Genomic DNA, 23,468 nt, shown 5'->3' with positions numbered 1-23,468 from the left:
GCTATTGCTCCTAAGACACGCCTTTCTGGCCTGCCATCGATACGTTAACTATCGTCCCGCTGATGGAGATATTCCTTCAGCAGCTTCTGTTCTTCTCCAGAAAGCGAGCGGCTATCCAGAAGATCAGCGCGACGTTCCCAGGTCCTTCCGAGGGACTGCTGTAAACGCCAGCGCCGGATGTGTTCATGGTTACCGCTGAGCAGCACCTCAGGAACACGTTTATCCGCATACACTTCCGGTCGCGTGTAGTGCGGGCAGTCGAGCAGGCCGTCAGTAAACGAATCCTCCTCGGCAGAATCAGCATGCCCCAGCGCCCCTGGAAGCAAGCGGGTCACCGCATCAATCAGCACCATGGCCGGCAGTTCACCGCCTGACAGCACATAATCCCCAATCGACCACTCCTCATCGACATGCGTCTCGATGAAACGCTCGTCGATACCTTCATACCGACCTGCAATGAGGATAAGCCCTTGCCCTTTCGCCAGCTCCCGCACATCAGCCTGTTTAAGCTGACGTCCCTGGGGCGAAAGGTAGATCACCTTGGCCTTGTCACCTGCCGCTTGCCGAGCATCCGCGAGCGCCAATTCCAGCGGCTTGATCTTCATCACCATGCCGGGACCGCCGCCAAAGGGGCGGTCATCAACTGTCTGATGACGATCCTCGGTATAAGCTCGGGGGTTCCAGCAATGCAACTGGAGCAACCCATGCTTTACCGCACGACTGGTGATGCCATAGTCACGGATGGCAGCGAACATGTCCGGGAACAAGCTGATCACATCGACACGCAAACTGGACATGTCGGTCAGAAGTCCGCATCCCACTCGACGCGCATCTCACCTGCGTCCAGGTCTACTGCCATGACGCACTGATCGGTATAGGGCAGCAGACGTTCACGATCATCGAGGCTGCCGTCGAACGGCTTGACCACCAGTACGTCGTTGGCTCCGGTTTCGAGCAGATGATCGACCCGACCGAGCAGTTGCCCAAGCTGGTTGATGACCGTCAGGCCCTGAAGCTGGTACCAATAGTATTCGTCGCCGGTCAGCGCAGGCAATTCGCTACGCGGGATGCAGATCTCGAAGTCAGCGTAGGTACGCGCTTCCTCCCGATCCGACAGCCCGGTCAGCGTAGCCACCAGGATCTTGCCTTGCAGGCGCCCCTTGACCAGCTCAACCTGTTTGACTTCCGCGCCTCGCCTCAGCGTCCAGCGTCGATAATTCAACAGGTTGTCGATAGGGTCGGTAAAGGAATAAACCTTTACGTCACCTCGCACGCCATGCACCGAAACGATCTTGCCGATAACGATCAGATCCTCGGCCGGAGCAGACGTGGTGTTCATGTAATTAGGCAGCAGCCTTGGCAGCTTCCTTCAGCAGCTGAGCAACACGCTCAGACGGCTGTGCGCCCTGGCTCAGCCAATAGTTGGCGCGCTCCTGGTTGACGGAGAGCTTAACTTCCGCACCTGCAGCGATCGGGTTGAAGAAGCCGATACGCTCGACAAAGCGACCATCGCGCGGATTGCGACTGTTGGTCACGGTCAGGTGATAGAAAGGGCGCTTCTTGGAGCCGCCACGGGCGAGACGAATAGTTACCATGTGAACATCGTTCCTGTAGTCGGTACAGCAAAACTGAGTGCAGGGCCCAAGGCCCGAAAGGCCGCATATTCTAAGGAATATCCGGATTTTTGCAAATGGCTTTTTCAAAAAGAGATACAGGCCGGTGCGACCGGGCGAAAGGCGCGCCCGGCGCTTAGAACTTGGGCATTCCTCCCCCGCCAGGGAGCATACCGCCCATCCCGCGCATCATCTTGGCCATGCCGCCTTTGCCTGTAACTTTTTTCATCATCTTCTGCATCTGCTTGTGTTGCTTGATCAAGCGACCAATATCCTGCACTTGCGTACCGGAGCCCATGGCAATACGACGCTTGCGCGAACCGCTGATTATGTCGGGATTGCGCCGCTCGGCCGGCGTCATCGAGTTGATGATCGCTTCCATCTGCTTGAACTGCTTTTCAGCCGCCCCCTGAGCGTTGCCCATCTGGGACAGATTCATGCCGCCAATCGCCGGCAGTTTGTCCATCAGGCCACCGAGGCCACCCATGTTTTTCATCTGCTGCAGCTGATCACGGAAGTCTTCGAGATCGAAGCCCTTCCCTTTCTTGAGTTTCTTGGTGAGCTTGTCGGCTTTCTCGCGATCCAGCGTCTGCTCGGCCTGCTCGATCAGGCTGAGCACATCCCCCATGCCCAGAATGCGCGACGCGATACGATCGGGATGGAACGGCTCCAGCGCATCGCTTCTTTCACCCATGCCGAGGAACTTGATCGGCTTGCCGGTAATATGGCGAACCGACAACGCGGCGCCGCCCCGGGCATCACCATCCACTTTGGTGAGCACAACGCCAGTCAACGGCAACGCATCACCGAACGCCTTGGCGGTATTGGCGGCATCCTGTCCGGTCATGGCATCGACGACAAACAATGTCTCGGCCGGCTTGATTGCCGCATGCACGGCCTGGATCTCGGCCATCATCTCGGCATCGATTGCCAGACGACCGGCGGTATCCACCAGCACCACATCAATGAACTTGAGCTTGGCTTCACGGATCGCGGCTTGGGCGATTTCAACCGGCTTCTGGCTGGTATCGGAAGGAAAGAACGTCACGCCAACTTCGGCTGCCAGGGTTTCAAGCTGCTTGATTGCGGCGGGACGGTAGACGTCAGCGGAAACCACCAGCACTGTCTTTTTCTTGCGCTCCTTGAGGAACCGGGCGAGTTTTCCCACCGTCGTGGTCTTGCCCGCGCCTTGCAGACCGGCCATCAGAACCACCGCCGGCGGCGCCACGCTAAGCGACAGATCCTCGTTGGCTGCGCCCATCAGCTCTTCGAGCTCAGCGCGGACAATTTTCACGAACGCCTGCCCAGGGGTCAGACTCTTGGAAACCTCAGTGCCAACGGCGCGATCCTTGACCTTGGCTACGAACTCCTTGACCACAGGCAGGGCAACGTCAGCCTCGAGCAGCGCCATCCGCACTTCACGCAACGTGTCTTTGATGTTGTCCTCGGTCAGCTTGGCCTTGCCGGTCACGTGGCGAAGCGTTTGCGAGAGGCGATCGGTTAGGTTCTCAAACATGTGTCGGTTCCACGCTGACTGTGGTTAAGGCGCGAATTATAGAAGCTGCACCCCCCGCGCCGGTACCCCGGTGTCGATGCTTTTCATCTGAGCATGCACACAGGCGCATCGTGCATCCGTCCATTCTTGCAGGGAGGCCTGCGCATACGCGCAAAGGCCAGGCGCCGCAGCGCTCTTCCCGCCCTCGCGTCGCCCGCTTTTGCATGCCGGGTGTTTGTGCCACACTCAGCGCCTTTCGAGCCCATTGAAAGACCTATGCATCCTCTGCTACCAAGCTTAGCTGCCGCCTGCCTCTATGCTGGCGTCACCGGATATCAAGGCCTGCGCCTGGCACAACGCACCGTGCCGGACAGGCGCCTGCTACTCGCGCTGGGTGCCCTGGCGCTTGTAGCACATAGCATCAGCCTGTTTATCCAACTGCTCTCCCCAAGCGGCCTGCATCTCGACTTCTTCAACGCATCGAGTCTGATCGCTGCGGCTGTCATCCTGCTGATTCTTCTGGCTCTGTACCGGATGCCAGTTGAGAATCTTCTGCTGCTGCTCTTCCCACTAGGTTGTCTGACGGTTCTTTTTGCACAGTTCGCACCATCTGGTACCGCCCCGGCGATAACCGAAGAGCCTGGGATCCTGGCGCATATCCTGTTCTCGATACTTGCCTACGGGATGCTGACCATTGCAGTGTTCCAATCACTGCTGCTCCTATTGCAGGACCATCATCTGAAGCATAAGCACCCGTCCGGGCTGATCAAGAACTTCCCCCCGCTGCAGACAATGGAAAGCTTGCTGTTCGCCTTCCTGCTTGCCGGCTGGCTGCTGCTTTCGGCATCACTCATTACCGGCTGGCTGTTTCTAGAAAGCCTCTTTGCGCAGCATCTGGTTCACAAAACCCTGCTGTCGGTTGTCGCCTGGGTGGTGTTCGGCCTGTTGTTGTGGGGGCGTCATCAGCTGGGCTGGCGCGGCTATAAGGCTATCCGTTGGACGCTGGCCGGTTTCTGCCTGCTGATGCTGGCCTATTTCGGCAGCAAGCTGGTCCGCGAATTCATCCTGCACATCTAGGGCAGCCTACGTGGAAGATCTACACCCAGGCTTTCTGGTCGGCTTGCTGGTATTCCTGCTCCTTTGCTCGGCGTTCTTCTCCAGCTCCGAGACCGGAATGCTCAGCCTCAACCGTTATCGCCTCCGCCATCAGGCCAAGGAAGGACATCGCGGCGCAAAACGCGCCAGCGAACTGCTGGCCCGACCTGACCGGCTGCTCGGCACCATTCTGGTCGGCAACAATTTCGTCAACATTCTTGCTTCATCGATTGCCACAGTTCTGGCAATCAAACTGTGGGGAGAAGCCGGAATCGCCATCGCGACCATCGGACTGACCATCGCCCTGCTTATCTTTGGCGAGATCACACCCAAGACGCTGGCAGCATTACGCCCCGAGGTGATTGCCTACCCGGTTAGCCTGCCTCTGCTCATGCTGCAAAAAGTCCTCTACCCGCTGGTCGCCTTGCTCAGCTGGATCAGCAATGGCCTGCTCAAGCTGCTGGGAGTCGACCTGTCCAGCAAGGGCAACGACAGCCTTTCTACCGAGGAGCTGCGCAGCGTCGTCCGTGAATCCGGAAGCGACATGTCGAAGAACCGGCAAAGCATGCTGCTCGGCATTCTCGACCTGGAGCGGGTCACCGTTGACGACATCATGATTCCTCGCAACGAGGTCGCCGGTATCGACCTCGACGACGACCTGGAAACCATCGTCAGCCAATTGCGCACCACGCCCCATACGCGCCTGCCGGTTTTCCGCAAGGACATCAACCAGATCGAGGGAATCGTGCACATGCGACAGATCGCGCGCCTGCTCAGCCATGATCAGCTCACGCGCGAGAACCTTCTGAACGCCTGCAACGAGCCCTACTTCGTACCCGAGAGCACACCGCTGTCCACCCAGCTGCTCAATTTCCAGAAACAGAAGCGCCGTATCGGCATCGTTGTGGATGAATACGGTGACGTGCTGGGCATCGTTACGCTGGAAGACATTCTCGAAGAAATCGTTGGTGAATTCAGCAATCAGGACGCACTGCGCAGCCCGGACATCCATCCACAGGAAGACGGCACGCTGGTCATTGATGGCGCGGCATACCTGCGCGAGGTAAACCGCGCCCTCGGCTGGGAACTCCCCTGTGGCGGCCCAAAGACCCTAAACGGACTCATTACCGAAGCGCTTGAGCACATCCCCGACAGTGGCATCTGCCTGCAGATCGGCCAGTACCGCCTGGAAATCCTGCAAGCGGCAGACAATCGGGTTAGAAGTGTTCGTGCCTGGGTAGTCGATAGCCCCGCCGAGGAGCCGCGCGAGACCCCATGAAGCCCGGCGTTCCGCTGCGCCGGGACTAGAGTTCGACTGTGATCGCCGACGCCGCGCGCAGCGCCTTGCCTCGTGCGGCATCGATCGAATGATCCCGAGCCAGCGCCACACCCATCCGCCGCTGACCAGTTACCCCTGGCTTTCCGAACAGACGCAAGGCGGTATCCGGCTCAGCCAGGGCAGCGGCGAGGTTGCCAAAACGCACGCAGGTCGACTCCCCCTCCACCAGCACGACCGCCGATGCGGCTGGCCCCAACTGGCGGATCGCAGGGATCGGCAGACCCAGGATAGCCCGAGCGTGCAAGGCGAATTCGGAGAGATCCTGGGAAATCAAGGTCACCAGCCCAGTGTCATGCGGTCGCGGGGAGACTTCGCAGAACCACACCGTGTCACCCTTGACGAACAGCTCGACACCAAAGATGCCTCGTCCACCCAGGGCGTCGGTAACCGCCAAGGCGATCCGCTCGGCCTCCGCCATGGCTCCTGGCGACATTGGTTGCGGTTGCCAGGACTCCTGGTAATCGCCTTTCTCCTGGCGATGACCAATTGGTTGGCAGAAGGCGGATCCCCCAGCGTGACGAACCGTCAACAGGGTTATCTCGTAATCGAAATCGATGAAGCCTTCTACGATGACCCTACCCTTGCCGGCACGGCCACCGGCCTGCGCATATTCCCATGCCCCGATGACATCGGCCTCGCTGCGCAATACCGACTGCCCTTTGCCGGAGGAACTCATGACCGGCTTGATCAGGCAGGGGAAACCCAGCGTCGATACCGCCTCGCGGCATTCGTCCAGCGAGTCCGCAAACCGATAAGGTGACGTCGGCAGCCCAAGCTCCTCTGCAGCCAGGCGGCGGATCCCCTCGCGATTCATGGTCAGCTGCGCTGCCTTGGCCGTCGGGATCACCGTATAGCCTTCGGATTCCAGCTCGACCAGAGTCGCCGTCGCGATCGCTTCGATCTCGGGAACGATAAAATGAGGTCGTTCCCGCTCAATGACCGCACGCAGCCCGGCGCCGTCAAGCATATCGATGACATGGTGCCGATGAGCCACCTGCATTGCAGGTGCATGGGCGTAGCGGTCTACTGCGATGACTTCGACGCCCAGGCGCTGAAGCTCTATGACCAACTCTTTGCCAAGCTCGCCCGAACCGCAGAGCAGGACACGGGTAGCACTGGTGGACAACGGGGTGCCGATTGTAGGCATGGTATTCCTCGCTTCTCAGACAAATCTCAGCGGACGCCTATCACGTAGCCCCACGGGCTCAAAGAAGAAGCCCAGCCGCCTTGGCGCGCTCATGGGTACGCATCAGCACTTCGCGCCGCTCGGCATTGTCCATGCGGCCCCAACGGCGAATCTCGTCGATGTTGCGCTGGCAGCCAGTGCAGAGGTCATTCTCGTCCAGTGCACAGATGCTGACGCAAGGAGAGGCAACCGGCTTGTCCTGAACGCTCAATCGTCCTGCTCCGCCAGATCGCGGGCGTAGCGCTGTGCGTTATGAACGTAATGTGCGGCGCTGGCCTCAAGCATTTTCTTCTGCTGTTCGGTCAACTCACGCACCACTTTCCCAGGGGAGCCGACAACCAGAGAGCCGTCAGGGATTTCCTTCCCCTCGGCAATCAGTGTGTTGGCGCCGATGATGCAGTACTTGCCGATGCGGGCACCATTCAAAACCACCGCATTGATACCGATCAGACTGAAGTCACCGACGTTACAGCCATGCAGCATCGCGTTGTGCCCCACCGTCACTCCCTTTCCGAGGCTCAACGGAAAGCCCATATCGGTGTGCATGACGCTGCCATCCTGAACATTGCTGTTCTCACCGATGTGGATCAGCTCGTTATCTCCCCGGAGCACGGCGCCGAACCATACATTGGCGCCTGCATCCAGGCGGATCTTGCCGACCAGGGTAGCGTTTGGGGCGACCCAGCTCTCTGGATGGGTTTCGACACGGGAATCACCCAGGCGATATTTCACAGTCATGACCTCTTCTGGCTCAGATCGATATAGGTGGCGGGCGCGCGGCGCATCTCGATGCGGGCGTCATAGACCAGGTTTACCAACTCGACGATCATGATGGCCGTCAGGCCCCAGATCTTGTACTCCCCGTAGCGATAGGACGGGATGTACCAGGCGCCCCCCTGATAATCGATTCGGTGCGTAACTTCCCGAGGATCATGACAGAAGAAATCAAGCGGCACGGAAAACACCGATGCGATCTCGGCGTCATTAGCTCGGTACTCGACGTAATCCGGGACGATGCCAACGAAGGGCGTGACATGTATGCCATGAATCGACACGAGGCTGCTCAGCGGCCCCACGACCTCGACGATGCCCGGCGCCAGACCTACCTCTTCCTCGGCTTCACGTAACGCGGTATGGACCAGATCCCGATCTTCCGGATCACGGCGACCTCCGGGGAAGGCAACCTCCCCGCCGTGCGTAGACAGGCCGCTGGCCCTGAGGGTCAGTACCAGCTCCGGCGAATCCCCGCGAGTGATCGGCATCAATACCGCCGCCTCGGGCATCCAGCCCTCCGGCTCCAGAAGATGCGGAGAGTAGTCACGCACCCGTTGGAGAATCTTGTCCAGCATGGATCTTCTCGTTCTGTCTTTGCCTGGCATCATGGCATGAATCAGCAACCTGCCCAAGACAGAAAAAAGTCCAAACCTGGCAGAGCCAGCGCAGGCGAAGCGATGGAGCTGCCGCCCCGAACGCCGAAACCTTTCGGGACCTGCCCGCTCTCAGCAATGACCAGCCTGCGGAGCGCTCTGGTTCAGTTCAATCGGTCGAAACGAAGGAATCGCAATGAAATTCTGTAGCCAGTGCGGCGGCACCATAACCGAGATGATCCCCGAGGGTGATAACCGCCTCCGCTTCGTCTGTGGCGCCTGTGAAACCATCCATTACCAGAATCCGCGCATAGTCGCAGGCTGCTTGCCTGTTCTTGATGGTCAGGTCCTGCTCTGCAAGAGAGCGATCGAGCCGAGACGTGGGTACTGGACCCTGCCAGCCGGATTCATGGAAAACGGCGAGACCGTTCAACAGGCTGCAGAGCGGGAGACACGAGAAGAAGCCTGCGCAAAAGTGACGGCTCTGCAGCTCTATACGCTGTTCGACCTTCCACATATCAATCAGGTGTACATGTTCTTCCGAGCCGAACTGGTCGACAACGGCTTTCGCGCCGGGGACGAAACACTCGAAGTCAGGCTGTTCAAGCAAGCCGACATCCCTTGGTCAGAGCTGGCTTTTCCGACTGTCGGCCGTACCCTAGAATACTTCTTCGCCGACCGGGTGCAGCAGACCTTCCCGGTGCGCAACGAGGCCATCGAACCAATGCGGGTGGCCCGCAAACAGGTCTGATGCAGTCTGGATTCAGGAATAGCCCAATGCGCTGGCTGTTAGCGATTGTCTGCTTCACGTTTGCCACCCTTTCACACGCAACCGCAGCTCCAACACTGGACGGCGCGTTCATCGACAAGGTGCTGGTGGTCAAGTCCGAACGAAAGCTTCACTTGATCAGCCGCGGCGTCAGCATGAAAAGCTATCGTGTCTCCCTGGGCAAGCAGGCGGGCCCCAAGCTGCGCGAAGGCGACCAGCGCACCCCCGAGGGTTTCTACTGGATCGATTGGCGCAAGCAGTCCGACAAGTACAACCTGGCGATGCACATCTCCTACCCGAACGCCAAAGACCTGGCCCGAGCCAGAGGCGAAGGCGCACGGCCTGGCAACATGATCATGCTGCACGGGACGCCCATCGATGAAGAGTACCCGGAATGGTATTTCCACACGCTCGACTGGACTGAAGGCTGCATTGCCCTGAAAAACGACGACATGCGCGAAATCTGGAACCTGGTCAAGGACGGCACCTTGATCGAGATCCGTCCTTGAAGGATCTCTGGCCTGGCAGGCCCCAGCAGGTCGTTGTCACCAGCTGCCAGGCTGCGGCAACCAGTCGAAGCGCCTACAGCTGACCAGCGTGGGGAGCGGCACTCCCAAGATAGATAAATTTGCCCTGAGCTGCCAATCAGTACCCAGCCAACGACACGTCGTCAAAACTGCATGTCCGACAGGCGCCACACCTCGAATGCTGGAGTCTCGTAAGGGTGGGTTCGTTTGAGCGCCTTGACACTGTCATGGATCAGCTCGTCCGCAACGACCAGTTCCACTTTCCATTCCGATACGGACTGGACCTGCCCAAGCTGGCCGAGAAAGGGCTGACTCCCTTCAAGGGGGCGATACTGCCCCTGCCCGAGAACCTGCCAACAGCAGCTGTCATAGGCGCCGATACGGCCGGCCCCCGCTGCGAAAACCGCTTTCTTGACTGCGTCCAGATGGCTCTCCGGAACATAGAAACACAGTTTGTACATCGACTTCTCCGCACAGAATCCACAGTCAGCGGCAGCCATTGCCCCACTGAAACCAGATAACCCAAACCCGGAATATCGCTGCTTTCCAGTTGAACTCAGACGCGGGTACCAGCGCTTGGTTCATCGCCTGGCAGGCTCTCGGTCACAGAAACGAAAAAAGCCCGAATCGCCTGCGCGCTTCGAGCTTCTTCCTACCCTGGATCGGTCAATCCACCCAGACCCGCGCATTGCGGAACATACGCATCCAGCCACCGTCTTCCTGCCACTCATCGGGGCGCCAGGAGTTGGTAACGGCCCGAAATACGCGCTCTGGATGAGGCATCATGATGGTCACCCGGCCATCACGAGTGGTGAGACCGGTAATCCCGCGCGGTGAGCCGCCCGGGTTGGCCGGATAGCGCTCCGTCACCTTGCCGTGATTGTCGACATAACGCAGCGCCACGGTACCGGAGAGGTCGGCCTCGAGTAACGCTTCTTCGCTTTCGAACTCCGCGTGGCCTTCGCCATGGGCAATGGCGATTGGCAGACGGGATCCGGCCATGCCCTGGAGAAAGATCGAGGGCGACTCCTGAACCTGGACCATGGCCACACGCGCCTCGAACTGTTCGGAGCGATTGCGCACGAAGTGCGGCCATGACTCGCTGCCTGGCACCAGTTCGTGCAGGTTGGAGAGCATCTGGCAACCGTTGCACACACCCAATGCGAAGCTGTCCTTGCGATCGAAGAAGGCACTGAAGTCTTCGCGGGCACGACCGTTGAACAGAATCGACTTGGCCCAGCCTTCGCCGGCGCCCAGCACGTCGCCATAGGAGAAACCGCCACAGGCGATCAGCCCCTTGAAACGCTCCAGGCTGATGCGCCCCGAAAGGATGTCGCTCATGTGCACGTCTACCGCGGCGAAGCCGGCCCGGTCGAAGGCTGCAGCCATTTCGGTCTGCCCGTTGACGCCCTGCTCACGGAGGATTGCCACCTCAGGCCGCACGCCGCGCTTGATGTAAGGCGCGGCCACATCCTCGTTGACGTCAAAGTCGAGATGCACGCTCAGGCCGGGGTTGTCCTCCTCCAGCAGGGCATCGAATTCCTGGTCCGCGCAGTCGGCGTTGTCCCGCAAACGCTGGATCTGGTAGCTGGTTTCCGACCATTGGCGCTGCAGCAAACGACGATCGCCGCTGAATACATCGGCGCCGCCAAAGGTGATCGCGACATGGTTGTTGTTGATCGGCTGACCGATGACCGAGACGCAGTCGGCCAGGCCGGCTGCGCTGAACTGTGCCAGTACCACCGCCGAGTCGCCCTGACGCACCTGAATCAGTGCGCCCAACTCTTCATTGAACAGCACGCCAGGAAGCTCCTCGGCTCCCTCGGCAAGGCCGTCCAGCCGGATGTTCAAGCCGCAGTGGCCTGCGAACGCCATTTCCAACGCGGTTGTCAGCAGGCCGCCGTCGGAACGGTCATGGTAGGCCAGCAACAGGCCATCTGCGTTGAGCCCCTGAACGACCGCGAAGAATGCCTGCAGGTCCTCAGCGTCATCCACATCAGGTGCCTGCCGCCCCATCCGGCCATATACCTGCGCCAGGATCGAACCACCCATGCGGTTTTGGCCGCGGCCAAGATCGATGAGGATCAGGTCGGTTTCGCCCTTGTCCAGGCGCAGCTGCGGGGTCAACGTCTGGCGGATGTCGACCACAGGGGCAAAACCGGACACCACCAGCGACAGCGGTGAGGTCACGCTCTTTTCGGTGCCCTCCTCACTCCAGCGGGTCTTCATCGACATGGAGTCCTTGCCGACCGGAATGGTGAGGCCCAGCGCCGGGCACAGCTCCATGCCGACAGCCCTGACGGTGTCGTACAAGCGTGCGTCTTCGCCGGGATGTCCCGCTGCCGCCATCCAGTTGGCGGACAACTTGATGTCGGACAGCTTCTCGATACGCGCGGCCGCCAGATTGGTCAGGGTTTCGCCAATGGCCATACGTCCCGATGCAGGCGCATCGAGTAGCGCCAGCGGCGTGCGCTCGCCCATCGCCATGGCTTCGCCTGTATAGACGTCATAACTTGTGGCCGTCACGGCGCAGTCCGCCACCGGGACCTGCCACGGGCCAACCATCTGGTCACGGGCCACCATGCCAGTGATGCTGCGGTCTCCGATAGTGATGAGGAAGCTCTTGCTGGCCACCGCCGGGTGACGCAGCACGCGCGCGGCTGCCTCGCAGATGTCAACCTGACCTGCGGCAAAATCATCACCCAGTTCCGCTTCTCGAGCGGCACTGCGGTGCATGCGCGGCGTTTTGCCAAGCAGAACGTTGAGCGGCATATCGACCGGATTGTTGGCGAAATGACTGTCAGACACTCTCAGGTGTGGCTCGGCGGTGGCTTCGCCAACAACGGCGAACGGGCAGCGCTCACGCTTGCAGATCGCTTCGAAACGCTCGAGGTCGGCCGCGTCGACCGAAAGCACGTAGCGCTCCTGGGATTCGTTGCACCAGATCTCGTGCGGGGCCATGCCGGGCTCATCGTTGGGTACCTGGCGCAGCTCGAAACGGCCACCTCGACCACCGTCGTTGACGAGTTCGGGGAAGGCGTTGGAAAGGCCACCCGCCCCCACATCGTGAATGAATTTGATGGGGTTGTTCTCGCCCAGCTGCCAGCAACGGTCGATGACCTCCTGACAACGGCGCTCCATTTCCGGGTTGTCGCGCTGTACCGAAGCGAAATCCAGATCTGCCGAACTGCTGCCGGTGGCCATGGACGAGGCAGCACCACCGCCGAGACCGATCAGCATGGCGGGGCCGCCGAGTACGATCAGCTTGCCACCAACCGAAATCTCGGCCTTCTGCACGTGATCTTCCCGAATATTGCCCATCCCACCGGCCAGCATGATCGGCTTGTGGTAGCCGCGCACTTCCTCGCCTCGTGGCGTACTGATCGCCTGCTCGAAGGTGCGGAAGTAGCCATTGAGTGCGGGCCGGCCAAATTCGTTATTGAACGCTGCACCGCCCAGCGGGCCTTCGATCATGATGTCGAGCGGCGTAACGATGCGTTCGGGTTTGCCGTACGGCATTTCCCACGGCTGCTCGAAGCCCGGGATATTGAGGTTGGAAACGGTAAAGCCGGTAAGCCCGGCCTTTGGTTTGGCGCCGCGACCTGTAGCCCCCTCGTCACGAATCTCGCCACCGGAACCGGTGGCCGCGCCAGGGAACGGCGCAATGGCAGTCGGGTGGTTATGGGTTTCCACCTTCATCAGGATATGCACGGGCTCTTGGCTGGCCGCGTACTCGCCTGTGTCCGGGTTCGGATAGAAACGACCCGCCACGTTGCCGACGATTACGGCAGCGTTGTCCTTGTAGGCTGACAACACACCTTCGCCGTGCAGCTGGAAGGTGTTCTTGATCATGCCGAACAGGGACTTTTCCTGGCTTTCGCCGTCGATGTCCCAACTGGCATTGAAGATCTTGTGGCGGCAATGCTCCGAATTCGCCTGGGCAAACATCATGAGTTCGATGTCGTGCGGGTTGCGCCCAAGGCCAGTGAAACTGGTCACCAGATAATCAATCTCGTCTTCGGCCAGCGCCAGCCCCAGCTCTACGTTGGCCCGCTCCAGCGCCGCCCGACCACCACCCAGGACATCAACGGCGGTCAATGGCTTGGGCTGCGCATGACTGAAGAGCCCTTGCGCTTCCTCGAAGCGCTGAAGCACCAGTTGGGTCATGCGGTCATGCAGTGCTGTGGAAATCTGCTCGGCCTCGGCCGCGGAGAACTCGCCGCCCACGTAGTAGGCGATGCCGCGCTCGAGGCGCTGGACCTTGTCGAGACCGCAATTGCGAGCGATGTCACTGGCCTTGCTCGACCAGGGCGAGATGGTGCCGAATCGCGGGATGACAAGAAACAGTCGACCGGAAGGCTCCTGAACCGGAACGCTGGGGCCATATTTCAACAGCCGGGCCAGCACTTGCTGCTCGTCCGCGCCAAGTGTGCCGGATACCTCGGCGAAATGAGCAAACTCGGCATACAGCCCGCTGACAGCGGGGACCTTGTCGGTCAGTTGCGCCAGGAGCTTGCCGTGACGGAAGGCGGAAAGAGCGGGAGCGCCGCGCAGGATCAACATCGTCGGAACAGCCTCGGAAGGGGGAGCAGTCGGGCCGCGTATTCTAGCCCATGACGGCGTCCGAGGCTAAGCCTGCTGGAAGCTGGAAGCTGGAAGCTGGAAGCTGGATCAGTGGGAGGGCAAACGCTGCATTACCGTCAAGCGCTTGCCGCTTTCACTTCGAGCTTCCAGCTTCAGACTTCAAGCTTCTAGTTCCCTTCAATGCAATATCTGGCTCAGGAACAGCTTGGTCCTATCGTTGACGGGGTTGGTGAAGAAGGTATCGGGATCGGCCTCCTCCACGATCTCGCCCTTGTCCATGAAGATCACCCGGTCGGCGACGGTGCGCGCGAACCCCATCTCGTGGGTGACACAGAGCATGGTCATACCGCTTTCCGCGAGCCCGACCATGGTGTCGAGCACCTCCTTCACCATCTCTGGGTCCAGCGCCGAGGTTGGTTCGTCGAACAGCATGATCTTCGGCTTCATGCACAGCGCACGGGCGATCGCGACCCGCTGCTGCTGGCCACCCGAGAGTTGCCCTGGAAACTTGTCGGCCTGCTCTGGAATACGCACCCGTTCCAGGTAATGCATCGCGATCTCCTCTGCCTGGCGCCGGGGCATCTTGCGTACCCACATGGGCGCCAGCGTGCAGTTCTGCAGCACGGTCAGATGAGGAAAAAGATTGAAATGCTGGAATACCATGCCGACTTCGCTGCGGATCGCCTCGATTTGCTTGAGGTCGTTGGTCAGCTCCACGCCATTGACGACGATGCGACCCTGCTGATGTTCTTCCAGCCGATTAAGACAACGGATGGTGGTGGATTTGCCCGACCCGGACGGCCCGCAGAGAACGATGCGCTCGCCCTGTGTGACGTTCAGGTTGATGTCCTTGAGCACATGGAACTGCCCGTACCATTTATGCACGCCCTGCATCTGGATGACGGATTCACCGGTTTGCCCGGCCTGCTGAGAACTCAAGACTGTTTCATTCATAGGTGTCGCTCCTAATTCCGGTGACCAGTGTCGAGCTTGCGTTCCAGATGCATGGAATAGCGCGACATGCCAAAACAGAAAATCCAGTAAACCAGCGCCGCGAAGACATAACCCTCGGTCGACATGCCCAGCCAGGCAGGATCCGAAGTGGCGCGTTTGATGCTATTGAGGAAGTCGAACAGGCCGATGATGATCACCAGACTGGTGTCCTTGAACAGCGCAATAAAGGTATTGACGATGCCGGGGATGACCATCTTCAGCGCCTGCGGCAGGATGACCAGGATCATGCTGCGCCAGTAGCCCAACCCCATTGCGGCAGCCGCCTCGTATTGGCCTTTCGGGATCGCCTGCAGTCCGCCACGCACCACTTCGGCGATATAGGCCGCTTCAAAGAAGACCACCATGACCATGGCCCGCATCAGCTTGTCGAGGTTCATGCCCTCTGGCAGGAACAACGGCAGCATCACCGAGGACATGAACAACACAGTGATCAGCGGTACGCCGCGCCAGAACTCAATGAAGGTGATGCAGAGCACGCGGATTGCCGGCATGTCGGAGCGTCGCCCCAATGCCAGCAGAATCCCCAGCGGCAACGCCCCTGCAATACCTACGGCAGCGATGACGATGGTCAGCATCAACCCGCCCCAACGGCTCGTCGGTACCGTTTCCAAACCGAGGAAACCACCATGCAACAGCCAATAGGCAAGCAGCGGATAGAGCACCAGGAACGCAATACCGTAGCGCGCCTTGTGCCGCATCTGCCGCAGGAACAGCGGCGCAGCACCTATGATGGCCAGCCAGGCAGTGGCATCAACGCGCCAGCGCAGCTCTGGCGGGTAGAAACCGTACATGAACTGACTGAAACGCGTCTGCACGAATACCCAGCAGGCCCCCTCGCGGGTGCAGTCAGCACGGGTTTCGCCGGTCCAATCGGCCTTGATGATCGCCCAGTCGATGATCGGCGGGACGATCACCCAGATCAGATAGAGCCCGACCAGTGTCAGCAGGGCGTTTATCCAGCTGGAAAACAGGTTAGCCCGCATCCACCCCAGCACACCGATATTGGCCGAGGGCGCAGGCAGGTCCGGCTTGAAAGTATGGCTCGTCATGCGCTCGTCCTCACCGCTCGATCAGCGCAATGCGCTTGTTGTATGCATTCATCAGCAGCGAGATGCTGATGCTGATCGCCAGGTAGACACTCATAGTGATCGCCATGGTCTCGATGGCTTGTCCGGTCTGGTTGAGTACCGTGCCGGCAAACAGCGACACCATGTCCGGATAACCGATGGCCGCTGCCAACGAGGAATTCTTGGCCAGGTTCAGGTATTGGCTTGTCAGCGGGGGGATAATGACCCGCATCGCCTGGGGGATGATGACCAGGCGCAGTACCCGGCCTGGACGAAGACCTAACGACGCTGCTGCCTCCGTCTGCCCATGACTGACCGACTGGATACCTGCACGAACGGTTTCACCAATGAAGGCCGCTGTGTAGATGGACAAGGCCAGGACAATCGACACCAGTTCCGGTATCACTACCCAACCGCCGCGGATGTTGAAGCGTTGCAGCTCAGGGATTTCCCAGAGAAACGGCGCTCCCATCAACATAACGCTGAAGCCCGGAATGGCTAGGGACAGCGTCAGGCTGGCCCAGAACACGGGGAACGCCTCGCCTGTCGCGTCACGTCGGGCACGTGCCCAGCGGTTGAGCATGACGATCGCAACCAATGCCAGGAACAGCGCAAGCCAGAACGGCCAAAAGCCTTCCCCTGCGCTGGGCGACGGCATCTGTACGCCTCGATTGTTGACAAACACCATATCCCAGAGGCTCAGGCTATCCCTCGGCCCAGGCAGTGGACTGAGCACGGCGAAGTAGACGAAGAAAATCTGCAGCAGTGGCGGAATGTTTCGAAACGTCTCGATATAGACAGTGGCGATCTTGCGAATCAGCCAGTTAGGCGACAGCCGCGCTACGCCGAGGATGAATCCGATGATGGTCGCCAGGATGATCCCGATGACGCTGACAAGAAGGGTGTTCAGCAGGCCGACCCAGAAGACTCGGCCGTAGGAGTCGCTCTCGCTGTAGTCGATCAAATGCTGGGAGATGCCGAAACCGGCAGCGTTATCAAGAAAACCGAAGCCTGACGTGATGCCTCGATGGGCGAGATTGGTCTGGGTGTTGTGAAACAGAAACCAGCCGATTCCAACCACAGTTATGACAGCGATGACCTGGAACACCCAGGCACGCGCCTGCGGGTCCGTGAGCAGCGAGCCGCGTGCGGCCCCCGCTTTGGCAATGGTACGCATCAAGAAACCTCATACGGCGCTGCCGGTGCATAGACACCGGCAGCGCTCATCCTTGAAACAAGACCGGCAGGACGCCGGTCCGGCTTGGTCAACGCACCGGGGGTGCGTACTGCAGACCTCCATTGGTCCAAAGCGCGTTCAGGCCGCGCTCGATCTTCAGCTCGCTACCGGAACCGATGTTTCGTTCGAACACTTCGCCGTAGTTTCCTACCTGCTTGACGATCTGCACTGCCCAGTCCTTCGGCAGTTTCAGATCCTTGCCGTATTCCCCTTCGGCACCCAACAGCCGAGCAACGTCGGGATTCTTGGTGGACTTGGCCATCTCTTCAACATTCGCAGAGGTAATGCCCAGTTCTTCGGCGTTGATCATGCCGAACAGTGCCCAGCGAACAATATCGAACCATTCTTCATCGCCCTGACGCACGGCTGGGCCGAGCGGCTCCTTGGAGATGACTTCCGGCAATACGACGTAATCGTCCGGCTTCGCCAACTTGATCCGCTGGGCATAGAGCTGGGACTGGTCCGAGGTGAGCACGTCGCAACGTCCTGACTCGAGCGACTTGGCGCTTTCGTCGGAGGTGTCGTAGGTGATCGGGGTGTATTTGAGGTTGTTAGCGCGGAAGTAATCGGACAGGTTCAGTTCGGTGGTAGTGCCTGCCTGGATGCAGACAGTAGCGCCGTCGAGCTCCTTGGCGCTGGATACCCCGACTGATTTGTTGACCAGGAATCCCTGGCCGTCGTAGTAGGTCACGCCGGTGAAATTCAGACCCATCGCCGCATCGCGGGAACTGGTCCAGGTGGTGTTGCGCGAAAGCACGTCGACCTCGCCGGATTGCAGCGCAGTGAAACGCTCCTTGGCTGTCAGCGGGCTGAACTTGACCTTGCCTGCATCACCAAATACCGCAGCCGCTACCGCGCGGCAGACATCCACATCGATTCCCTTGTACTCGCCCTTGGCGTCGGTGTAGGAGAAGCCAGGCAACCCGTCGCTGACGCCGCACTGCACAAACCCCTTGCTCTTGACTGCGTCAAGCGTCGCCCCCGCTTGTGCCAAGCCGCTCGTGCCCAACAATGTTGCAGCACCAAGCATGGCCAGTGTGGATTTAACCCTTATCATCGAAACCTCCAGTTTGCTTTTATTCTTGTGGTTAGCGTCCTCTGCCTGGATCACAGGCTGCCACTCGATGCCTTTCGAGGGGGCGAAGAAGAAACTGACCTCAGTCTAGCCGCCGTTTGGTTATCAGCAACCTTCCTGACCCGCTTTGTCTGCAGGCGTACCGAAGACGTGCGGCGCGTCAGGTATCTGAACTAAAGCAAGTGGCGTACCAGAATCAAAATGCCTTTAGGCGCACGCCCGAACGCTTCATCGCAGCGTCTGGTACAGGTAACCTCGCTGCAGATTGCTGAATATCTCATCTGCGACCGCACCAACTTAGCGCGCGCCGCCCCGACTGGAGCCCACCATGAGTGACCCAATGATCATCGAGCCCGCCCATGATGCCGACGCCTGCGTGATCTGGCTGCATGGCCTTGGCGCTGACCGCTACGACTTCCTGCCGGTTGCCGAAGCCCTGCAACAGCGGTTGCTAACGACTCGTTTCGTATTGCCGCAGGCGCCAACTCGTGCTGTCACCATCAACGGTGGCTGGGCCATGCCGAGCTGGTACGACATCCTGGCGATGAGCCCGGCCCGGGCCATAAACCAGGAACAGCTTGAGCTATCGGCGCAAAGCGTAATCGACCTGATCGAAGCACAGCGCGACAGCGGCATCGATCCTGCCCGCATCTTTCTGGCCGGATTTTCCCAGGGTGGTGCGGTGGTCTACCACACCGCTTTCCTGCGCTGGCCAGGCCCACTGGGTGGAGTCATCGCCTTGTCCACCTACGCGCCGACATTCAATGCCGACCTGAAACTTTCAGCCCTCCAGGCCGGGCTGCCGGTACTGGTGCTGCATGGTTCCAATGACAACGTCGTGCTGCCATCAATGGGCCGGGCAGCCTTTGAGCGCTTGCTCGCTAACAAGGTAGATGCGCAATGGAAGGACTATCCGATGGCTCACGAAGTAGTACCGGAGGAGATTCGTGAGATCGGTGAATGGCTGGCGGCCCGGCTGGGTTGAGCTCGTTGACAGCAAAATGTGACTTTGTGCACCTGCCGCATTCGCCAAATGAGGCTACGCTAGGCGTGGATAGTTGCAATTTCGATAGGCCTCCCGCTGTAGCGCCCTATCGCGGCCAGTAGAAGCCGACCTAGCCGGCAGCGATGGAATGCGTGCAATAGCCATGACAAGGGTGTCATCCAACGGGAACGGGCAGCCATGAAGCTCGCCAGCTGGCGAGTGCAGCGGCAGCATTTGGAGCAGGCATGGCTGCTGAATCATGTGGATGCGTTTTGCCTGCGGCTGCTACAGGAGGTCTTTGAACCTTGCGAACTCGAGCTTGGCGAGCTTCTCCTGACCCCGCTGGAACACAATCACTACCTTTACCTGGTGCTTGAAGGCGAGCTGGCTGTCCACCTGGACTCACTCGACGGCAGCCCGGTTCGCTCGATCGGACCGGGTGATTGTGCAGGCGAGATCAGCTTCATGGACAATCTTCCGCCCTCTGCCTACGTTCTCGCGATCGAACCTTCAGTGCTGCTGCGTGTGCACCGCCGCTCTATGCAGCTGTTGACCCGCTCGCCACAGCTGATGCAAAACTTGGCAGAACTGCTTTGTCAACGTGTCCGCTTGAGCGATCGGCTGATCATCAACAGCGAACAGAACGCCAATATCGACAAGCTGACCGGTTCGTTCAATCGTCGCTGGCTGGAATATGTCTACGGACGCGAACGGGCGCGCTGCACCCTCGCCGGCCAGCCACTCTCGCTACTGATGATCGATGTCGATCAGTTCAAGCGATATAACGACAGCCATGGCCACCTGGCCGGTGACCATGCGCTATGCCTGGTGGTGAACACACTCCGCAAGCTGCTCCGCCCCGCCGACAGCCTTGTCCGTTATGGCGGCGAGGAGTTCGTGGTGCTGTTGCCCGAGATGGCACTCAACGACGCAAGGAATGTCGGCGAGCGCTTGCGCCAGAGCCTTGAGAGCGTTTCCTCCTTTCACTCGCCGATCGGCCTGCTGCCTGGGGTGACCATTTCCGTCGGTGTGGCGAGCATGCAACCCGACGCCGACCTGGACAGCCTTATCCATCTGGCGGACCAGGCGCTTTATCAAGCAAAGGAAAGGGGCCGCAATCAGGTCTGCGGCTAGACAACACACCGGCCCCCGCTGGAGCAAGTCTTCGCCGTATCTGCGTATTGCATTACACTGGCGAGCGAACCCTTACAAGACATAGATGAGAAGACCGTGCTAGAAGCACTCAAAAAGATGTTCAGCAAAGGTGCAAGCAAGCCCTCTGTTACCCAGCCTCACAGCAGTACCGTTACAGACACCGGCGCCAGCACCCCGACGCCCTCCGAGGGGGTCAAGGCGCAGCATGACAATGCTGTTGAGCCAGGTGCCAAGGTACGCCGCGAGCGGCCGCGAAAGCCTACCGCGCCAGTGGCGCCAGCCTGGAAACTTAAAGATTTCACTGTCGAGCCCGTCGAGGGCAAGACGCGGTTTCACGACTTCAAACTTGCGCCAGAGCTGATGCACGCTATTCACGACCTCGGGTTCCCTTACTGCACGCCCATTCAGGCCCAGGTCCTCGGCTTCACCCTCAAAGGACGTGACGCCATTGGCCGCGCCCAGACAGGGACTGGTAAAACCGCCGCATTCCTTGTCTCGACCATCACACAGTTATTGCAGACGCCGCCACCGAGCGACCGCTATATGGGTGAGCCTCGCGCACTGATCATCGCACCGACTCGCGAGCTGGTCGTGCAGATTGCCAACGATGCGCTGAACCTGACCAAATACACCGGCCTGAACGTCATGAGCTTTGTCGGCGGCATGGATTTCGACAAACAGCTCAAGGCGCTCGAATCCCGCTACTGCGACATTCTGGTGGCCACGCCCGGTCGCCTTCTGGACTTTAACCAGCGCGGCGAAGTGCATCTGGACATGGTCGAAGTGCTGGTTCTCGACGAAGCCGATCGCATGCTGGACATGGGGTTCATTCCCCAGGTCCGCCAGATCATCCGCCAGACTCCGCCAAAGAGTGAGCGGCAGACGCTGCTGTTTTCCGCCACCTTCACCGATGACGTGATGAACCTGGCCAAACAGTGGACTACCGATCCGGCGATTGTCGAGATCGAAGCAGTCAACGTGGCCAGCGATACGGTCGAACAGCATGTCTATGCCGTCGCGGGCAGCGACAAGTACAAATTGCTCTACAACCTCATTACCCAGAACGACTGGACGCGCGTGATGGTATTTGCCAACCGCAAGGACGAGGTGCGGCGCATCGAAGAACGCCTGACCCGCGACGGTATCAGCGCCGTGCAGATGTCAGGCGACGTTCCGCAACACAAGCGTATCCGGGCCCTGGAAGGTTTCCGTGAAGGCAAGATCCGCGTCATGGTGGCCACTGATGTCGCCGGCCGCGGCATCCATGTCGACGGCATCAGCCACGTCATCAACTTCACCCTGCCGGAAGTGCCCGATGACTATGTACACCGTATCGGTCGTACCGGTCGGGCGGGCGCCAGCGGTACCTCGATCAGCTTTGCCGGCGAGGATGACGCCTTTGCCCTACCTGCAATAGAGGCATTGCTCGGTCGAAAGATCAGTTGCGAGATGCCACCTGCCGAGCTGCTGGCGCCTGTGCCACCCAAGCACTAAAGACCAAACGAGACAGGCAAGGCCTACCTCTGCTCTGCCTGAGGTACATCGGGCGAACCCAGGCCAGCCATTCCCTCAATACTCAACAACCTGCCGCGCAGGAAGAAAGCGAACGGAACCCTGGGTCAGGATAGCAACGCCAGGGCTGGGGTCGTCTCGATGTCAGCTGCTAGGCAAAGGTGTTGCGGATGACAAATTCGCTAGCTGCTCGCGCTGTCCCGCCATCGATCGGCTGCGGCCTGGTCGCTGCAGCGTCCTTCGACCCAACGCGGCCCGTCGGGCGTTTTTTCCTTCTTCCAGAACGGCGCCCGCGTTTTCAGGTAGTCCATGACGAATCGACAGCTATCGAATGCCGCCTCGCGATGGGCACTGGCGGCGCCAACAAAGACGATCGGTTCGCCCGCATCAAGCGGACCTATTCGATGCACGATCTCGAGCTTTAGCAAGGGCCAGCGTTCCCCCGCTTCGTCGATGATCTTTTGCAGCGCTTTCTCCGTCATTCCCGGCGCATGCTCGAGGAACATGCCGGCCACGTCGTGGCCATCATTGAAATCCCGGACGTAACCAACGAAGCAGGCAACCGCTCCGATTCCAAGGTTGGCTGCATGCAGTGCGTTAAGTTCGTCACCTGGATCGAACGTCGCCTGCTGGATGCGCACGGACATGTTCAACCTCCGGTCACGGTGGGAAAGAATGCAACGTCATCGCCGTCGGCCAGCGGCTCATCCAGACTGCAAAGTTCCTGGTTGCGGGCACACATCAGGTTTCGCTCATTCAATACAGCCCACTCGGGTCCGCGCGCCGAGAGCCGCACGCGCAGGTCATCGAGATGGCGCATCGATGCATCCCACTCCACCTCTTCCGAATCGAGGCCAAGTGCCTCGCGATAACGCGCAAAATACTGGACCTGGATCATGTCGGTACCTGCCAGTGGCCGCTTTTGCCGCCGAGTTTCTCCAGCAATCGAACCCCCTCGATCACCATGCCTTTGTCGACCGCCTTGCACATGTCGTAAATGGTCAGCGCGGCGATACTGGCGGCCGTCAGTGCTTCCATTTCAACTCCCGTCTGGCCAGCCAGCCTGCAGCGCGCCTCGATCCGTACGCAGTCGTCACCCTCCGGTTGCAGGTCGAGCTTGATGCTGGTCAGCAGCAGCGGATGACACAGAGGAATCAGCTCATGGGTCTTCTTTGCCGCCTGTATGCCGGCAATGCGGGCGACGGCGAAGACATCACCCTTGGGATGGCCACCTTGCTGGATCATCTGCAAGGTTTCGGGGAGCATGCGGACCTTGGCTTCCGCCACCGCTTCTCGGGCCGTAACGGCCTTGGCAGTAACGTCGACCATGTTGGCCCGCCCCTGGGAATCAAGATGGGTGAGCATTGTTAATCCTGGTAAGACTGTGGGTTCCGCAGTTTAGCTCAGCTGGAAGCTGGAAGCTGGAAGCTGGAAGCGAGCCCGAACCT

General features: G+C 59.7%; 24 protein-coding genes. 7 read left to right on the top strand and 17 right to left on the bottom strand.

Annotated features, from left to right (window positions below):
• Positions 1-44 precede the first annotated feature (44 nt).
• The 4 genes from trmD to ffh all read right to left on the bottom strand — a co-directional run bounded on the left by trmD (position 45) and on the right by ffh (position 3,129).
• Positions 45-797: a tRNA (guanosine(37)-N1)-methyltransferase TrmD gene (gene trmD, locus AC4LFW_RS02005; RefSeq protein ID WP_491817350.1), complete on the bottom strand. Its 753-nt coding sequence runs from the start codon at positions 795-797 to the stop codon at positions 45-47.
• 5 nt (positions 798-802) lie between these two features.
• Complete coding sequence (rimM, locus tag AC4LFW_RS02000; protein WP_491817348.1) at positions 803-1,339, bottom strand: ribosome maturation factor RimM; 537 nt, start codon at positions 1,337-1,339, stop codon at positions 803-805.
• A gap of 4 nt (positions 1,340-1,343) precedes the next feature.
• Positions 1,344-1,595, bottom strand: a complete 252-nt coding sequence (gene rpsP, locus AC4LFW_RS01995) for a 30S ribosomal protein S16 (protein ID WP_491817346.1) — start codon at positions 1,593-1,595, stop codon at positions 1,344-1,346.
• Between the two features lie 154 nt (positions 1,596-1,749).
• The gene (ffh, locus tag AC4LFW_RS01990) at positions 1,750-3,129 is read right to left on the bottom strand and encodes a signal recognition particle protein (RefSeq protein ID WP_491817344.1); all 1,380 of its coding nucleotides are present in this window, start codon (positions 3,127-3,129) and stop codon (positions 1,750-1,752) included.
• 255 nt (positions 3,130-3,384) lie between these two features.
• Here ffh and AC4LFW_RS01985 point away from each other — a divergent pair, with 255 nt between their 5' ends.
• Entirely contained in the window at positions 3,385-4,185 is an 801-nt protein-coding gene (locus tag AC4LFW_RS01985; protein WP_491817342.1) for a cytochrome C assembly family protein, read from the top strand.
• Between the two features lie 10 nt (positions 4,186-4,195).
• Positions 4,196-5,482, top strand: coding sequence for an HlyC/CorC family transporter (locus AC4LFW_RS01980; RefSeq protein WP_491817340.1), 1,287 nt, complete (start codon positions 4,196-4,198; stop codon positions 5,480-5,482).
• A gap of 25 nt (positions 5,483-5,507) precedes the next feature.
• On the opposite strand, the gene purT is transcribed toward AC4LFW_RS01980, so the two are convergent.
• From purT to AC4LFW_RS01960, 4 genes are read right to left on the bottom strand one after another with little or no spacing between them, the layout of a single operon-like run.
• Positions 5,508-6,689: a formate-dependent phosphoribosylglycinamide formyltransferase gene (gene purT / locus AC4LFW_RS01975; RefSeq protein ID WP_491817339.1), complete on the bottom strand. Its 1,182-nt coding sequence runs from the start codon at positions 6,687-6,689 to the stop codon at positions 5,508-5,510.
• A 58-nt stretch (positions 6,690-6,747) separates the two neighbouring features.
• Entirely contained in the window at positions 6,748-6,939 is a 192-nt protein-coding gene (locus AC4LFW_RS01970) for a DUF1289 domain-containing protein (protein ID WP_491817337.1), read from the bottom strand.
• Positions 6,936-7,460: a gamma carbonic anhydrase family protein gene (locus AC4LFW_RS01965; RefSeq protein WP_491820094.1), complete on the bottom strand. Its 525-nt coding sequence runs from the start codon at positions 7,458-7,460 to the stop codon at positions 6,936-6,938. The genes AC4LFW_RS01970 and AC4LFW_RS01965 overlap by 4 nt, the downstream gene beginning before the upstream one ends.
• A 2-nt stretch (positions 7,461-7,462) precedes the next feature.
• Positions 7,463-8,077, bottom strand: coding sequence for a CoA pyrophosphatase (locus tag AC4LFW_RS01960; RefSeq protein WP_491817335.1), 615 nt, complete (start codon positions 8,075-8,077; stop codon positions 7,463-7,465).
• A gap of 214 nt (positions 8,078-8,291) precedes the next feature.
• Here AC4LFW_RS01960 and AC4LFW_RS01955 point away from each other — a divergent pair, with 214 nt between their 5' ends.
• Together AC4LFW_RS01955 and AC4LFW_RS01950 are read left to right on the top strand one after the other, a co-directional pair.
• The gene (locus tag AC4LFW_RS01955) at positions 8,292-8,846 is read left to right on the top strand and encodes an NUDIX hydrolase (RefSeq protein WP_491817333.1); all 555 of its coding nucleotides are present in this window, start codon (positions 8,292-8,294) and stop codon (positions 8,844-8,846) included.
• A 26-nt stretch (positions 8,847-8,872) separates the two neighbouring features.
• On the top strand, positions 8,873-9,373 hold the full coding sequence (locus AC4LFW_RS01950) for a L,D-transpeptidase family protein (protein WP_491817331.1): 501 nt from the start codon (positions 8,873-8,875) through the stop codon (positions 9,371-9,373).
• 161 nt (positions 9,374-9,534) lie between these two features.
• On the opposite strand, the gene AC4LFW_RS01945 is transcribed toward AC4LFW_RS01950, so the two are convergent.
• From AC4LFW_RS01945 to AC4LFW_RS01920, 6 genes are all read right to left on the bottom strand, one after another.
• Positions 9,535-9,852, bottom strand: coding sequence for an NGG1p interacting factor NIF3 (locus AC4LFW_RS01945; RefSeq protein WP_491817329.1), 318 nt, complete (start codon positions 9,850-9,852; stop codon positions 9,535-9,537).
• Positions 9,853-10,057: 205 nt separating this feature from the next.
• The gene (purL, locus tag AC4LFW_RS01940; RefSeq protein ID WP_491817328.1) at positions 10,058-13,954 is read right to left on the bottom strand and encodes a phosphoribosylformylglycinamidine synthase; all 3,897 of its coding nucleotides are present in this window, start codon (positions 13,952-13,954) and stop codon (positions 10,058-10,060) included.
• 198 nt (positions 13,955-14,152) lie between these two features.
• Complete coding sequence (locus AC4LFW_RS01935; RefSeq protein ID WP_491817326.1) at positions 14,153-14,929, bottom strand: amino acid ABC transporter ATP-binding protein; 777 nt, start codon at positions 14,927-14,929, stop codon at positions 14,153-14,155.
• Between the two features lie 11 nt (positions 14,930-14,940).
• Positions 14,941-16,038, bottom strand: coding sequence for an amino acid ABC transporter permease (locus tag AC4LFW_RS01930; RefSeq protein WP_491817324.1), 1,098 nt, complete (start codon positions 16,036-16,038; stop codon positions 14,941-14,943).
• Positions 16,039-16,048: 10 nt separating this feature from the next.
• Positions 16,049-17,233 (bottom strand): amino acid ABC transporter permease, encoded by a 1,185-nt coding sequence (locus AC4LFW_RS01925; RefSeq protein ID WP_491817322.1) that lies wholly within the window; start codon positions 17,231-17,233, stop codon positions 16,049-16,051.
• A gap of 88 nt (positions 17,234-17,321) precedes the next feature.
• Positions 17,322-18,350: an amino acid ABC transporter substrate-binding protein gene (locus tag AC4LFW_RS01920; protein ID WP_491817320.1), complete on the bottom strand. Its 1,029-nt coding sequence runs from the start codon at positions 18,348-18,350 to the stop codon at positions 17,322-17,324.
• Positions 18,351-18,696: 346 nt separating this feature from the next.
• Between AC4LFW_RS01920 and AC4LFW_RS01915 the strand changes: the two genes are divergently transcribed.
• The 3 genes from AC4LFW_RS01915 (at position 18,697) to rhlB (ending at position 22,002) form a co-directional block, all read left to right on the top strand.
• Positions 18,697-19,353 carry an alpha/beta hydrolase gene (locus AC4LFW_RS01915; protein WP_491817318.1) on the top strand — a complete coding sequence of 219 codons (657 nt, stop codon included), beginning with the start codon at positions 18,697-18,699 and terminating at the stop codon, positions 19,351-19,353.
• A gap of 198 nt (positions 19,354-19,551) precedes the next feature.
• Positions 19,552-20,487 carry a GGDEF domain-containing protein gene (locus AC4LFW_RS01910; protein ID WP_491817316.1) on the top strand — a complete coding sequence of 312 codons (936 nt, stop codon included), beginning with the start codon at positions 19,552-19,554 and terminating at the stop codon, positions 20,485-20,487.
• A 96-nt stretch (positions 20,488-20,583) separates the two neighbouring features.
• The gene (gene rhlB / locus AC4LFW_RS01905) at positions 20,584-22,002 is read left to right on the top strand and encodes an ATP-dependent RNA helicase RhlB (RefSeq protein ID WP_491817314.1); all 1,419 of its coding nucleotides are present in this window, start codon (positions 20,584-20,586) and stop codon (positions 22,000-22,002) included.
• A gap of 200 nt (positions 22,003-22,202) precedes the next feature.
• Here the strand turns inward: rhlB and moaE are convergent, their stop codons facing one another.
• From moaE to moaC, 3 genes are read right to left on the bottom strand one after another with little or no spacing between them, the layout of a single operon-like run.
• Positions 22,203-22,667 (bottom strand): molybdopterin synthase catalytic subunit MoaE, encoded by a 465-nt coding sequence (gene moaE / locus AC4LFW_RS01900; RefSeq protein WP_491817312.1) that lies wholly within the window; start codon positions 22,665-22,667, stop codon positions 22,203-22,205.
• 2 nt (positions 22,668-22,669) lie between these two features.
• Positions 22,670-22,918 carry a MoaD/ThiS family protein gene (locus tag AC4LFW_RS01895; protein ID WP_491817310.1) on the bottom strand — a complete coding sequence of 83 codons (249 nt, stop codon included), beginning with the start codon at positions 22,916-22,918 and terminating at the stop codon, positions 22,670-22,672.
• Complete coding sequence (gene moaC / locus AC4LFW_RS01890; protein ID WP_491817308.1) at positions 22,915-23,385, bottom strand: cyclic pyranopterin monophosphate synthase MoaC; 471 nt, start codon at positions 23,383-23,385, stop codon at positions 22,915-22,917. The genes AC4LFW_RS01895 and moaC overlap by 4 nt, the downstream gene beginning before the upstream one ends.
• Between the last annotated feature and the right edge of the window lie 83 nt (positions 23,386-23,468).

It is taken from the genome of Stutzerimonas sp. C6.4V, assembly GCF_058536345.1.
The sequence above is the reverse complement of the archived record's forward strand: the minus strand, read 5'-3'. Positions and strand labels throughout refer to the sequence as shown.